This is a genomic window from Phosphitispora fastidiosa (genome assembly GCF_019008365.1).
In the GTDB taxonomy this organism is placed as follows: Bacteria; Bacillota; Thermincolia; order Thermincolales; family UBA2595; genus Phosphitispora; species Phosphitispora fastidiosa.
Window position 1 is genome coordinate 25787 of the sequence record NZ_JAHHUL010000001.1, and the last position, 13905, is coordinate 39691.

The window sequence follows — 13905 nt, forward strand, 5'->3', positions numbered from 1 at the left end:
ATATAATTAGGTTGAGGTGTGATTGTATGGAGTTCTCACTTGAGACCTTAAAACAAAAGCTGTGTGACCGGGAATATAAATTAACCCCTCAAAGAAGGATTATAATGGAGGCCTTTACCAGAAGTCTCGAAAAGCACCTGAGCGCTGAAGATATCTATGGAATGGTTAAACAAAACAATCCGGAGATAGGACTGGCCACGGTCTATCGTACCCTGGACCTCTTTGCGGAACTTGATATCCTTCAAAAAATGGATTTTGGCGACGGTCGCAGCAGATACGAATTCTGCACCTCTGAAGTTCATCACCACCACCACCTGATATGTCTCTCGTGTGGGAAAGTAATGGAGTTTGGAGACGACCTGCTGGAATCATTGGAATCAGCTATTGAGAAAAAAAGCAGGTTCAGGATTGTGGACCACCAGCTTAAATTTTATGGTTACTGTGAAAAGTGTACTGCCTCTAAATGAGAGGCAGTAAGCTTGTTGACATACCCCATATTTTTTGATAATAAAAATGTAACATGAACAGGGGTAGATGAATTCCTCGGGCGGGGCCCCCAATCCGTTACCGAACCCCGGCCTTTCAGAAAGCCGGGGCTTCGACGGATCGGGGGGACCCCCAGACATCTCCGCCGGCAACCGCTCCCGCTTTGCGGTCGTGGGCCGGACGGACGACAGACTCCGCCCTACGGAACACATCTACCCCTGTCTTATAGCATTTTACAGTTCAATATTATTGACTTTGTCAGCAGTCTGACTGCCTCTAAAGAAGAGGCACAGTCAGACTCTATTCATCCCGGCTTTTGTAAAAGAACTCGTAAAAACCCATTGCCATCAAAAAAATACCAAAAATCCGCTGCAGAGCGGGGGCAGGAATCCTTACTGCTATCATAGCGCCCAGCAGCGCTCCTGCCACTGTGCCAATGGCCAGATAACCTGCCAGCCGTGGCCGTACATTGCCCTGCCGGTAGTGGGTAATAACAGCCACAATGGATGTTGGCACAAATGACAACAGGGAGACACCCTGGGCAGTATGCTGGGTAATCCCGGTCAGGAACACCAAAGCAGGGACCAGCAGAGTGCCGCCGCCGACTGCAAGTCCGCTCAGTATTCCGGCAAAAAATCCGATGATTGTCACAATCATTTAAAACATCATCCTCAGCCCGGCCAAAAACATGAAAACACCGAAAAACTGTCTCAGTTTTCGGGCCGGAATTCTGTTCATCAATTTTGCCCCCAGGTAGCCGCCAACTACGCCTCCCGCTACTACCTGCATGGTAAGCCTAAGGTTAAGGTCATCATTCAGCCCATAAATTAAACAGCTGGCAACAGTTGTCGGCAGAATGACAGCGAGTGATGTTCCATGGGCTTGGTGCTGGGCTATCCCCATCAAACTAACCATTGCCGGAATTAGAATTGTCCCTCCGCCAATTCCCAGAAGGCCATTTATCAAACCGGTTATAATTCCTATCCCGATGAGAAGCAGAAGACTAATATGTTTCATATTCCACCTGTGACAGATTAATTTTTGTGATTCAGAAGTTATTATTTTACCTATTCCTCCTTTTGACTCAGGTAAAATTGTGGTATATTATAACAAGAAATCAATTATTTTTAGGAGGTTTTAAAATGGCAGTTTTTGTATGTGCAAACTGCGGTTTTACTAAAGAAACCAGGTGTAAACCGAAAAAGTGTCCCGAATGCGGTTCTAATGATTCTTTCGCAAAGAAAGAAGAAAACAACAAATGAAAAGAGTTCTCTTTTTTTCGGTTTCTATCGGGTCAGGCCACGATCTTGCAGCTGAAGCCACAGCCAGGGAAGTTACGTTACGCTTCCCTGACTGTAGGACCATGACCGTTGATACCTTCAAATACATCAATCCTGTACTTAACAAGGTCATTGCGGGAAGCTACATGGAGTCCCTCAAATTCAACCCCAAAATATGGGGGTATTTATATAATCAGGCTGAAGCAGGGGACAAGTTTATTGACCTGAATCAGATACTTTCAAAACTTGTTTCCTCAAAGATGGAGAAACTGATTAAAGAGTTTGACCCCCAGGTGATGGTTTGCACTCATGCATTTCCCGCCGGAATACTGTCAATAATTAAATCAAAATATGGGCTCCGGATTCCTGTGATTGCTGTTATGACCGACTATACCATTCACCCGTTCTGGGTGCATGAAAATATTGACATGTATGTAATCCCGTGTGAAGAAATTAAATACCAGATAAGGGAATACCACATTAGTGAACAAAAAACCATGTGTACCGGGATACCGCTGAGACCACAGTTCGCCCAAAAGATGAATCAGCAGGAAATGAGAGAAAAGCTTGGTCTGGAACCAGAAGTCACCGTCCTGGTGATGGGCGGCGGACTGGGCATGGGCGAAATCGAGGATATTATTAATACCTTGGGAAATGCGGATATTAAATTACAGATTGTTGCCCTGACCGGGAAAAATGACAAACTGCGGAACACGCTGCAGCTGCTTACAACTGAAAACAGGATAAAGGTATTTGGATATATTGATAATGTGGCTGAAGTTATGGCGGCCAGCGATTTTATTATTACCAAACCGGGGGGGCTGACTACGGCTGAAGTTCTGGCTCAGCAGCTGCCCATGGTGATAGTTAATCCGCTGCCGGGGCAGGAAGACCGGAATACCGAATTCCTGCTTAACAACGGCGTTGCAGTAAAGGTCCGCAAAATGCAGAACCTGGCGCCTCAGATCAAAAATCTCTTAGAAAATAAGATTAGGCTGAAACAGATTAAAGAGATGTGCGCCCTGATTGGCAGACCGGATTCTGCGGCCAGGCTTGTGGATTATATGGAGACTCTGATTATATAGGGGGATTTACCTTGCCAAAAAGCTATCTGAATCTTGATGTAACATATCAATTTGCTGTGGAACAGCTTCAAAAAAAAGAGCCCCGGGAAGCGGCCAGAAACGCCGGCGCTGAGTATAACCCTGAAACCGGGGGAATTTTAATAACATATCTGGGAGACACTTTTCGGGTTTCATATCCTGATGGCAGAGTGGAACCTGCAGAAGATGGGAAAGAGGTGTCCCTTACAGTAAAAATACTCATTCTGCATTATTTGAATACCGCAAACGGGGCGCCGCTTCAGGGCAAATTAATTTCGTTTAAAGAACTTCCTGATGGGGCCATCTATATCGAACCATTCACCAGACGGGCCATTAAACCGATGTTGAATTTGTTTGCCGAAAGACAGGATGAGTTTGTGGAACTGGCAAAAGGCATTGGCGCTGAAAAACAAAGCCTTGGTGATACCAGTGTGACCATTTACCCCTTCCCGAATGTACCCATCACCTATGTTATCTGGTCAGGTGATGATGAATTCCCGGCTTCCGGGAACATTCTTTTCGATGCTTCGGCGCCGTTTTACCTGCCAACTGAAGACTATGCCCTTGTTTCAGGATTGATTATCTACCAACTGGGCAGCCTGCTGCAAAAAAAGTAAATAATCAGGTGATTTTCTCACAGGAGTCAATTTATACAAGTATTTGTTGGTTTCCACTTCTGTGATTTCAACAAGTTTCAGGAAGCCTCCGGTGTAAAATAGTAAGTGACTAGACCGGAGGTGATTGTTTTTTATGAGCCGTATTTTTTGCAGTATGATGTTTCTCATCGTCTTTACAGTATCAGTTCAGACCAATGTGCCTGACGCTGGGGATCTGGCGAGGTTATTTGGTTCACTGTACAGCCAACGCCAGGTGGATTTAGCTGCATCGGATGCGGATGAAGAAAAAACGGTGCAGTCCGGATGGGTTTATTACAAAATGGGCAGCTTGGATAAGGCCAAAAATGTCATGGAGGGTGTTCTTGAAAATGATCACAATATTTCTGCACTTTACTGTCTGGGGATGATCGGTCTCGACACAAGAGACTTTGAATCAGCGGCAGAAAGTCTGGAAGCAGTCCTGGAATTATCACCTCAGCACCTGCCTTCCTTAATAAACCTTGGCAAGGCATATTATTTTTCCGGAAGGTATCACCTGGCTGAACAATGCTTTGAAAATGCCCTGCAGCTGGAGCCCGGTAACAGCGATGCGCTGTTTTGGATAGATAAGACCTGTTCCGGGGCAGGAATTTAAGCTTCATTTGTGGAAAATATACTTACAGAATGTGTTCCCAACATCATACCAATAAGAGGAGCAATAATCGTGAGAAATAGAAATATCGACTGGTATGTCCTGGTTTCCGTGCTGCTGATGCTTGGCATAGGAATAATTATGGTGTTAAGTGCAAGTTCACCCACTACTGTGGCCGGAGCTAGCAAAGATGGGTTTTTGTTTTTCCGGAAACAGCTAGGCTGGATTGGTGTTGGCCTTTTCGGAATGCTGGTCATGTCAAGATTTAATTACCGTAAGCTGAATGACCTGGTTATTCCCTCAGCCGTTCTGACAGTTGTGCTGCTTTTGGCTGTATTTGCTTTTGAACCGAGAAACGGCGCTTACAGCTGGATATTCATCGGCAATTATCAGTTTCAGCCTTCAGAGCTTGTAAAACTTTGTCTCATCCTGATGCTGGCAAGAATTATCAGTGTAAAACATGATAAAATGGATTCATTTATACAAGGTTTGATACCGCCGCTGATACTTATCGCGGTTGTATGGGGACTTGTTGTAATAGAGCCTGACCTGGGGACAGCAATGGTAATAGGGATTACGTCTTACATAATGCTATACGCCGGTGGAGCGAACTGGAAACACCTGGGCGGAATTGCACTGCTGGGATGTATGGTGGCTTCCATTGCTGTGATGGTGGAAGGTTATCGGATGGATAGATTCTATGGCTTTCTGAATCCTTTTGAAGATCCTCTTGGGAGTACTTATCAGATAGTGCAGTCACTTTATGCGATAGGATCAGGTGGATTTCTGGGTGTAGGGTTAGGCCAATCCATGCAGAAGTTCGGACATATTCCAGAACAGCACACAGACTTTATATTTAGTGTGCTTTCAGAAGAACTCGGCTTTGTAGGTGCGGTTTTTGTAATTATACTGTTCGTTATTTTTGCCTCCCGGGGCTACCTGATCGCCCGCAACTCCAGGGATAACTTTGGCAGTATGCTGGCCATTGGAATTACAACTCTGATTATTGTAGAAGCTGTAATCAACATTGCAGTGGTTACCTCTTCCATGCCGGTCACCGGGATAACCCTGCCATTTATAAGCTACGGTGGTTCATCACTGATCTTCAAAATGGCTGCAGTCGGAGTTCTGCTGAATATTTCGAGATTTACCCAAAATCAGCAAAGGTCAATAGGTGAATAAATGCAACCCATTTTAAACGCTTGGTCTCTGGCTGAAGCAGGAGGCAAAGAAGCTGAAATCGTTTATAAGGCGGCCGGCCTGATTGCAGCAGATATGCTGCTGCATCAACAGGTTTATGAAAATCCGGGGGAATATGGAAACTGGTCTATTACACAGGTTGTCACGAGAAATGCGGGATTAATCAGCTGCTTTTCTTCTTTTTTTGCAGATGTTTCTGAGATTGCAGCAGATTACCAGAAAACGGCGGCTCTGATAAAGGATTATATGTGTTCCGTGTCAACCGGTGAGATCCTGCATGTCCCCGGTCAGGTGTTTGAAGCATCGATGGGTCTAAGGGACAGCAATAAGAACAGTACGGTGAGAAAAAACACCGGTTCATATTATACACCCCCGGATATCGTGAAATTCATGGTTTCCCGCTCTGCTGCCGAAATAATCAGGGTATCGAAAAACAAAGGTATCCCCAAGGGATTCAAGGCAATTGACCCTGCCTGTGGCGGGGCGTCATTTCTCATTGAGCTGTTTGAGAGCCTGACAGGATATGGTTATTCTCCGGCACAAGCCCTGGAAGCTGTTTACGGCACAGACCTTAATCCTGATGCTGTAGAATTGGCTGTTTTTCTGCTGACAGTTTTATGTCTGTCAAAGTTATCAGAACATAACTGCGAAGAACTTTCATCTATATTAAAAGCCAAAAAAATCATTGAAAAAAATGTCATAGCTGCCAATACCATTACAGCCGACCGGCGGGTCCTTTATCCTTGGTTGTTTGATACCGGTATATCTGCTGACCTGAGGGGATTTAATCTTGTTATCGGCAATCCTCCTTATGTATCCAATAAGTTGATATCAGCCGCGGAAAAGAAACAATACCGTGAGAAGTACCGGTCGGCCAGAGGGCAGTATGACCTCAGTGTGCTTTTTCTCGAAGAGGGCTTGGAATTATTGGGTCCGGAAGGTTTGCTTTGCTATATAACCTCTAATAAGTTTTTGGCAGCAGAATATGGTCTGAATTTGCGCCAATTACTGCTGGAGAATTACCATGTGACTGAGATTATTGATGTTTCCACACTAAAGGACTTCCATGGTACTGCAGCCTATCCGGTTATTATTACAGTCGCCAATTCGCGGAAGACTCCGGCAGCAGAGAGATTGATAAATCTCATAAATATATCCTGCTGGGAAAATGCGCACAACTGCAAACCTGTCGTCGTCAAACAGGATTTTTTCCAACAGCGTGAGGAGTACCTGCTGACAACAGAGCTTACTGAAGATACCTTACCGCTGATAAATAAGCTGGACTCTGTCAAAGGACGCATTTCCCGCAGCCAAATAGCATGTGGTCTTGCTGTCGCGGGTTTTGGAAAATGGGTTACCGAAGAGCTGCCTGGAGGAACTGAGGAAAACCCGCATGAGCATTTCCTGTCATTTATCCAGGCAGGTGATATTACACCCTACCAAGTAAAACCAGGGGCCTGGATAGATGGCAGTAAGATAAAGTATGGCAAAATGGGAAAAATAAAAATGCCTAAACTGGTCATTCCGGGTATTGCCCGCAGACTTTCTGCTGCGGTAGATTATTCGGGAAGTCTGCTGGGAAGAGTATATTATATTACTAACGAAGATTTATTCCTTAATTTAAGATACCTGGCTGTTCTCTTTAACTCATTCCTGCTCAATTTCTATTACCGGATTGTATACTGGCCTATCCATTTGGCAGATGGGTATCTCCGTTTTAACAGCGGTTACCTTGCGGGAATCCCTGTACAGGGTATTACCGGTATCCAGGCAGATTTGCTGAAGGAAATTATTCTGACCGGGGCAGCCCTGGAAACCGCTGTTCCGGGTACTCGCGAATGGGAAGACCTGCAAAACCGGGCCGAGGCGCAGGTATTTGGGTTGTATGGGTTTAACGCTGCTGAGGCAAAAACTGTTATGAACTTTTTACAGACTCCGGCTGCGAAAATCGAGAAAATAATCGGCTTGATGGAAGGGGATTGATTCGGATTGGAAGAAAAAACTGTTGCCAGCAGAACCATATACAAAGGTAAGGTTCTTGACCTTAAGGTAGATACAGTTACCCTTCCAAATGGGAAGACGACTGACCGGGAAGTAGTGGTACACCGGGGGGCGGTCGCAGTGGTGGCGGTTAACGAAACGGGTGATATTATTTTAATAAAGCAGTTCCGGTATCCCACCGGAAAAATACTGTGGGAAATACCTGCCGGCAAGATTGATGCAGGTGAGGTTCCTCAGGAAGGTGCGTTAAGGGAATTGGCCGAAGAAACCGGGTTCGGAGCCAGGGAATGGCAGCATTTGGCAACTTTTTACACCTCGCCTGGTTTCAGTGATGAATTAATGTATGTTTATCTCGCCAGAGACTTATATCCTGATAAAAAGGAAATGGATGACGATGAATTCATTGAAATTCACCCGATACCTATGCAAAACGCCACTGAGATGATTGAGCGCGGTGAAATAGCAGATGCCAAGTCGATAGCCGGGATTCTGCTGGCATCTTTGCGGATTGAGGCTACCTGACATTTTGTTGGCTCCGGAAATGACCGTAATGAAACATGGTGAGCTACAACATCTCACCATATTTCACGGTCATTTCCAGAGCCAACCGCAAAAAAAATAGTCCAAGGGCAAAACATTGAACATAAAAGAAATACTAAGAAGAGGGGCAGATGTATTCCTGAAGACGGGTGGAACCCGCCTTCAGGAATACATCTGCCCCTCTCTATGCACGTTTAAACGGCAATTTGAAAACAGTTTTTAGGTGACCGGTGATTTTTCTAATTGTTTCAGATCTTTTAAAAGAGCTTCCCCATCAATACCATGAACGCGGGCAGCCTGCCCAACGCTTTCGTAAGCTACGCCGCCTCAGCCAAGGCATTTAAGACCGTATTTGGCAAAAACCTTCACCGATTCCGGGTAATTGCGGATAACCTCAAGGATAATTGTGTTTTCTGCTATCAAATTAAACAGCCTCCATTCCGGAAAATATTTTCACTCTGTATTATTTTTACCAGGAGGAGTAAATTCCTCCTGGTGGTGTAAAATATTTATTTTTTATTTGTTCAGGAGTGTACCATCTGCCATCGCTTGTTCAGCTCTTGCAATAGCCAGGCGGACCAGATTACCACAGTTTCTCGAGGATACGTCACCCCAACCGTCCTTCTGAACGGTTTCGAGAACACCGAGTTCCTTTGCCAGTTCATATTTCAGGGCATCGGACATGATTCCATGCCTTCCTGACATTACAGGCCTCCTTTATATTTTACACCAGTTTTATTTTTTGTTAATTGCAATTTTTTATGTATCCATCATTTTATGTATCCATCACAGGTATAAAAATTAACCGCAGGGGCAATAATATGGTTTAATGATTTGTAATTATATCTTATGATGGTAAGGAGGGTGGGTATGAAAAACAAGCTGAATGAATTGCAAATTTCTAACCTGAATGAACAAGAAATCGGGGCTCTGGAAAAGTTCGAAAAAGACATGAACCAGATGCATAACGGGTCAGAGGTTTACGTTATTGCTTTAGAAAAGTAAAGTTTAAGGATTTAAAATAGAAGGCATGCTGACTACAATCAGCAGGCCTTTTATCTTTTCTGGGCAACATTCAGTTTTTCCTCAGTCCATATGTAAGGTAAGGTTCGATAACCATTTTTCCGTTAGCCAGACTGGCTACCTCAGGATAAGAAGTTAACTGCTGATTCTCGGGAGACCGGCTGATAATTGAAGCAATCCTTAACTGAACAGGTTTCAGGCGAAATGCCATAATTGAACAGTCTTGTTTTCCGCCGGCGCCTGCATGAACAACTCCCCGCAGACTGCCCCAAACTACTATATTGCCGGAAGCTGTAATCTCAGAGCCGGGATTGACATCACCCATAATAATAACATTTCCATCATAGGAAATTTTCTGTCCTGAACGCAAACTGCGGTTGACCAGAAGGCTGGGTTCCCGGTCAGCCTGTGTGATGCCTGATTCCGGGAGAGAAGGAGATGCCTCCTTCATAACAGGGTTGACATCATCTGCCAGCGATACGGCCACCTCGTTATTAGCCTGTGCAGTGATATTTCTGGGTTCCGACGCTGTGGGCCAGGTAATTTGCCTGTCCGGCAGCAGCCCATATTCGCTGCAAATGTTCTCCAGTTCTACGGTCATCTCTTCCGTGAGGAACTTATCTGACGGATAATGGAATGTTATCCGAGCCCCTTTAAAGAACCCTCTCGAATTTACAATTTTTACCCTTAGCATATTTTTGATTTCGGTGAAGTCATATTCTGTATTAATCAGAGCAACCAGTCCGTTGCGGGTGCCCTTGATGCTGATGATGTCACCGTTCATAAAATATCAATCCTCCAAATTTCAAATACCTCATTAAATCCATGTTATAGAAATTCGACCCGGTATGCCTATATCCTCCAAAAAGTTATTTGAAAAACCCTAAAGTTTTTTTCGAATTAACCCGATAAAAGATACAAATCAAATAAACGGGTCAAGGATGAACCGTTACAAATCCACGGAAGGAGGCTCTAAAATGCTCAGCTCAAATGTAGCATTGGAGAAAAAGCCGTACCAAGGAATCAGGATCAAATACGGATTACTAAGACTTACTTTTCTAATCGGTATATTAGCAGTAATTATACAAAAATAAAACAGGCTTATGCCTGTTTTATTTTTGATTATATTTTTCATATTCCATATTCAAGTCCGGATTAAAGAGATGGGATTTGTTGCGGCCATTGTTTTTAGCCCAATAAAGAGCAAGGTCCGCCTGTCGGATAAGGATATTTTTGCTGACACCTGTAGTATATCCGGAGACACCGATACTGACGGTGATTGGATCTTTAAAGACATTTCTCCTGTCATTGGCAGTTGTTTCCTGGATTCTGACCCTAATCCTCTCAGCTATTTTTTGCGCTATTTCATTTTCACACCTGGGCAGGATAATGGCAAATTCTTCGCCTCCATAACGGCATACCGCATCTCCGGATCTGACATTCCGCTTCAGCAGGTTGGCTAATTCCCGTAGTACGGTATCCCCATATAAGTGACCCCAGGTGTCGTTGACCCGCTTGAAATGATCTATATCCAGAATCATCAGTGACAAGGGTTCATTGTTTTCTTCAGCATAGGTCATTTCTTCATCGAGCCTTTGCTGGAAGTACCGGAAATTATATAGTCCGGTGCACTGATCCATTATTGCCTGTTCCCGCATAGCGCCAAACATCTGGGCATTGCTGATGGCAATAGATGCCTGACTGGCAAGAGCATAAACCAGAAACGTTTTTTCAGTGGTCAGGGGCTTGTTTTTGTACATCGAGTGGATATTTAAAAAACCAATGACCTTGTTTCTGGAAATCAGGGGAACGGATAGAAGAAGAGGGAAAACACCGGTATCTCTTTCGAAGAACCTGGGTTTTTTCTCTACAGTCATTTCATAGAAGAATCCTTCGTTTAGTCTGGCATAATAGATATAGAAATTTTCGATATCCTTAGTAGCAAGACCATAGCTCTCAGCTATCCGAAGCGTGTTGTCAGTTTCGTTAATCAGGATAACCGATACTCCCTGGGTATTTACAAGGGTAGTCAGGACCTGTAATATTAAAGAGAGGATTTCCTGCAGCTCGAAGGTTGAAGTTATGGCCGTATTAATTTCCCGAAAAAGCTTACTCTCAAATTCGGTTCTCTCTAACTGTGATATTAATTCGGCATTCTTAAGACGGTAATCCTCCAGCCTTTTCCGCAGCAAAATCGAATTTTGGTGCAGTGAAGCTCCCAGTTTATATCTCTTCCCTGAGTTTGGAAAACCGCTTTTGTCTGTCATATGCATCTACCCCCTTTCACTGGTGCTGCCAACTAACAAATAGAATAATTATTTCGATAACCAATTCGATAAAAAACCAATTCGATAAAAGTACCCAGAAAACCTCTAATTATTAATATTTTTACAATAAGGCGAAACAAGGGGAAAGTGGTTATATTGAAAAGAATTAGCACTGATAAGCAAAACAATAATGAATTTATTGTACGTGCGGACTATTACGGGGATATCCCTTCAAATAAAAAGGGGTCGTTCTGGCTGCCCAAGAGCAGGGGGATACTGTGCTTCTCCAGGGAACAGATCCGTTACCGGGAACTGGCCGTGGAGGCTTGGTCCCTAGCGCTTGATTTTCAGAAGATTATTAAGGTAAAAATGATTTCTCTGAATCCTGACAAAAATCTCTGGGCTTCAAGGTGCAAGGGTAATCCATACTATTTTCTTTTTTGGAACCCGCTATGGAACAGGTATCTCCTTAATGTCACGTTTTATGGTCAAAGCGCCCAGCCGAGGGAGTTATTTTTTAAGCTGAAAACCGGAAAAATAACTGCAGAAGCCACTGATATTCTAAAAAAAATGATTGAAGCGGGGGTTTCCAGGAATGAGTGATACCATTCTGGTCGTGGATGATGACCCAAATATATGTGAACTTATCAAAATGTACCTGGAAGATGATTTCCAAGTGGAGATTGCCAATGATGGCCGCGGTATTCCGGAAAAAATAAGAAAAATCTGCCCAATCCTGGTTATCCTTGATATCATGCTTCCGGTCAGAGATGGTTGGGAGATATGCCGGGAAATCAGGCAGGAATGGGATATACCAATAATAATGCTGACTGCAAAGGGAGATGAGACGGATAAGGTGCTGGGACTTGAACTCGGGGCAGATGACTATATAACTAAGCCCTTCAGTCCCAGAGAAATGACAGCAAGGGTGAAAGCAGTTCTCAGAAGAAGCCGTTCCGGAGGCAGCAAGGCCCAGGTGTTGCGGTTCCCCGGGCTTGTCCTGGATATTGAAAGCCGCCAGGTAAAAGTCGACGGGAATCCTGTTGATTTCACTCCTAAGGAATTTGACTTGCTTTTGCTGATGGCCTCCAACCCCGGCAGGGTATTTTCAAGGGAAAGTCTGCTTGATAAAATCTGGGGATACGATTTCGATGGGGATACCCGGGCTGTCGATTCCCAAGTCAAGAGACTGCGCAAAAAGCTGGAAATATTACCGGACAATCCCTCATACATACATACAGTTTGGGGGATAGGCTACAAATTTGAGGTGCAGCCATGATAAAAAACCGGTTATTTATCAAGATTCTGGTAACTTATTTATGTATAATTATTTCTACACTGGCTATGCTGGGTGTTCTCCTGTCCTTTTTGTTAAACAATTTTTTTATCTATAACAAGCAAATGGAAATGCAGGTGAAGTCAAATGACATCACCAAACTGGTAAAACCCTTTTTAATAAACAAAAGGGACCCTGCAGAGCTTATCAGTCTGCTCAACCTGGCTGACAGGAACCTGGGTACGGAAATATGGGTTATTGACCCCAGAGGCTTTGTTATCGCTGCTGCCGCTGATCAAGAAGCACATGAAGGGAATCTGGTAGATCCTGCCGACATCCGGGAAATGCAGCAGGGCAAAGTGAGTATCCGGAAGGGGAAGTCACAGCTCTATGATGAAACAGTTCTCTGGGTCATTACTCCGGTCGTCGAGGAAAACAATCGTGTTATCGGCGGCATTATTATGTATTCGCCAATTATAGGGATTGCCCAGACTATGCTCAAGGTGAGAAATCTTTTTATTTATTCTGCGGTTGTTTCGATTTTGTTTTCTACGGTAGTCGTCTACTTTCTTTCCAGGTATGTAACCGGACCGCTGCAGAAAATGAACAGGGTAGCCAAGCAGCTGGCATCGGGGAATCTTGCGGAACGTGTATCTGTGAAACAGGGTGATGAAATCGGAGATTTGGGCATGGCCTTTAACCATATGGCAGCGCAAATAGAAAAGAACGAGAAGATGAGGCGCGATTTTCTGGCAGACGTCTCCCATGAACTCAGAAGTCCGCTGACAAGCATCCAGGGGTTTATTGAGGCTATGATAGACGGTAAGGATAAGACACCTGAAAAGAGAAAAAAATACCTGGGGATTCTACATGACGAAAGTCTCAGACTGGCAAGACTGGTAAATGAACTCCTGGACCTGTCAAAACTGGAGTCGGGAAGCATGAATATTGTCAGGGAATCTGTAGACATGGCAAAGATTGTTCAGGATTCAGCAATAAGGGTAAACGCTGCAGTTAATGATAAGGAAATAAGAGTTTACCAGGACGAGCCGGGCCAAAACGTGATGGTCATGGGCAATCGGGATAGGCTGGAACAGGTAATGACAAACCTGTTGGATAATGCCTGCAGGTTTGCACCTGCAGGGTCAGAAATAGGGGTCAGACTCTCGGGAAACGCCGCAGATATTACAGTTTCGGTCCGAGACCAGGGAGAGGGAATTCCTGAAGAAGATCTCCCACATATATGGGAAAGGTTCTATAAAGTTGATAAGGCACGCAGCCGCGGTCAGGGAGGTACAGGGCTGGGATTGGCGATAGTAAAACATATTATTCAGTCCCTGGGTGGAAGAGTATTTGTTTCCAGCGTCAAAGGCAGCGGCACGGAAATCGGATTTGTACTACCCAGAAGCAGATAAGCACCTCCAAATTGGTGTTGAATAAAACAGCACAGCAGGCGGAAACCTAAGTTAAGGTTTTTTTGA

General features: G+C 44.3%; 18 protein-coding genes. 12 read left to right on the top strand and 6 right to left on the bottom strand.

The features are described from left to right. The first annotated feature begins 26 nt into the window (after positions 1–26). Positions 27–467 (top strand): Fur family transcriptional regulator, encoded by a 441-nt coding sequence (locus Ga0451573_RS00155; RefSeq protein ID WP_231681843.1) that lies wholly within the window; start codon positions 27–29, stop codon positions 465–467. Between the two features lie 319 nt (positions 468–786). Here Ga0451573_RS00155 and Ga0451573_RS00160 read toward each other — a convergent pair whose 3' ends face one another. Then, entirely contained in the window at positions 787–1143 is a 357-nt protein-coding gene (locus Ga0451573_RS00160; RefSeq protein WP_231681844.1) for a sulfite exporter TauE/SafE family protein, read from the bottom strand. Next, on the bottom strand, positions 1144–1503 hold the full coding sequence (locus tag Ga0451573_RS00165) for a sulfite exporter TauE/SafE family protein (protein WP_231681845.1): 360 nt from the start codon (positions 1501–1503) through the stop codon (positions 1144–1146). Positions 1504–1628: 125 nt separating this feature from the next. Between Ga0451573_RS00165 and Ga0451573_RS20155 the strand changes: the two genes are divergently transcribed. From Ga0451573_RS20155 to Ga0451573_RS00195, 7 genes are all read left to right on the top strand, one after another. Further along, a complete protein-coding gene (locus Ga0451573_RS20155) occupies positions 1629–1748 on the top strand; it encodes an RCKP-type rubredoxin-like domain-containing protein (protein WP_337833070.1) in 120 nt (39 codons plus the stop codon). Then, positions 1745–2851, top strand: coding sequence for an MGDG synthase family glycosyltransferase (locus tag Ga0451573_RS00170; RefSeq protein WP_231681846.1), 1107 nt, complete (start codon positions 1745–1747; stop codon positions 2849–2851). Before Ga0451573_RS20155 ends, Ga0451573_RS00170 begins: the two co-directional genes overlap by 4 nt. An 11-nt stretch (positions 2852–2862) precedes the next feature. Next, positions 2863–3486: a DUF3786 domain-containing protein gene (locus Ga0451573_RS00175; RefSeq protein WP_231681847.1), complete on the top strand. Its 624-nt coding sequence runs from the start codon at positions 2863–2865 to the stop codon at positions 3484–3486. Positions 3487–3619: 133 nt separating this feature from the next. After that, positions 3620–4120 carry a tetratricopeptide repeat protein gene (locus Ga0451573_RS00180; protein ID WP_231681848.1) on the top strand — a complete coding sequence of 167 codons (501 nt, stop codon included), beginning with the start codon at positions 3620–3622 and terminating at the stop codon, positions 4118–4120. 69 nt (positions 4121–4189) lie between these two features. After that, a complete protein-coding gene (ftsW, locus tag Ga0451573_RS00185) occupies positions 4190–5299 on the top strand; it encodes a putative lipid II flippase FtsW (RefSeq protein ID WP_231681849.1) in 1110 nt (369 codons plus the stop codon). After that, positions 5300–7300 carry an Eco57I restriction-modification methylase domain-containing protein gene (locus Ga0451573_RS00190; RefSeq protein ID WP_231681850.1) on the top strand — a complete coding sequence of 667 codons (2001 nt, stop codon included), beginning with the start codon at positions 5300–5302 and terminating at the stop codon, positions 7298–7300. 6 nt (positions 7301–7306) lie between these two features. After that, positions 7307–7840: an NUDIX domain-containing protein gene (locus Ga0451573_RS00195; RefSeq protein WP_231681851.1), complete on the top strand. Its 534-nt coding sequence runs from the start codon at positions 7307–7309 to the stop codon at positions 7838–7840. Positions 7841–8185: 345 nt separating this feature from the next. On the opposite strand, the gene Ga0451573_RS00200 is transcribed toward Ga0451573_RS00195, so the two are convergent. Continuing rightward, positions 8186–8281, bottom strand: a complete 96-nt coding sequence (locus tag Ga0451573_RS00200; RefSeq protein WP_231681852.1) for a DUF1858 domain-containing protein — start codon at positions 8279–8281, stop codon at positions 8186–8188. Positions 8282–8374: 93 nt separating this feature from the next. Continuing rightward, positions 8375–8563, bottom strand: coding sequence for a small, acid-soluble spore protein, alpha/beta type (locus tag Ga0451573_RS00205; RefSeq protein WP_231681853.1), 189 nt, complete (start codon positions 8561–8563; stop codon positions 8375–8377). Positions 8564–8728: 165 nt separating this feature from the next. On the opposite strand from Ga0451573_RS00205, the gene Ga0451573_RS19635 reads away from it, so the two are divergent. Further along, a complete protein-coding gene (locus Ga0451573_RS19635) occupies positions 8729–8863 on the top strand; it encodes a hypothetical protein (RefSeq protein WP_269438021.1) in 135 nt (44 codons plus the stop codon). 70 nt (positions 8864–8933) lie between these two features. Here the strand turns inward: Ga0451573_RS19635 and minC are convergent, their stop codons facing one another. Together minC and Ga0451573_RS00215 are read right to left on the bottom strand one after the other, a co-directional pair. Further along, a complete protein-coding gene (gene minC / locus Ga0451573_RS00210; RefSeq protein ID WP_231681854.1) occupies positions 8934–9665 on the bottom strand; it encodes a septum site-determining protein MinC in 732 nt (243 codons plus the stop codon). A gap of 328 nt (positions 9666–9993) precedes the next feature. Further along, positions 9994–11148 (bottom strand): sensor domain-containing diguanylate cyclase, encoded by a 1155-nt coding sequence (locus Ga0451573_RS00215; RefSeq protein ID WP_231681855.1) that lies wholly within the window; start codon positions 11146–11148, stop codon positions 9994–9996. A gap of 156 nt (positions 11149–11304) precedes the next feature. On the opposite strand from Ga0451573_RS00215, the gene Ga0451573_RS00220 reads away from it, so the two are divergent. Genes Ga0451573_RS00220 through Ga0451573_RS00230 form a run of 3 tightly spaced genes read left to right on the top strand, consistent with a single transcriptional unit; the run spans position 11305 to position 13839 of the window. After that, the gene (locus Ga0451573_RS00220; RefSeq protein ID WP_231681856.1) at positions 11305–11751 is read left to right on the top strand and encodes a hypothetical protein; all 447 of its coding nucleotides are present in this window, start codon (positions 11305–11307) and stop codon (positions 11749–11751) included. Next, entirely contained in the window at positions 11744–12427 is a 684-nt protein-coding gene (locus tag Ga0451573_RS00225) for a winged helix-turn-helix domain-containing protein (protein ID WP_231681857.1), read from the top strand. Before Ga0451573_RS00220 ends, Ga0451573_RS00225 begins: the two co-directional genes overlap by 8 nt. Continuing rightward, positions 12424–13839: a sensor histidine kinase gene (locus tag Ga0451573_RS00230; protein ID WP_231681858.1), complete on the top strand. Its 1416-nt coding sequence runs from the start codon at positions 12424–12426 to the stop codon at positions 13837–13839. The genes Ga0451573_RS00225 and Ga0451573_RS00230 overlap by 4 nt, the downstream gene beginning before the upstream one ends. Positions 13840–13905: the final 66 nt, after the last annotated feature.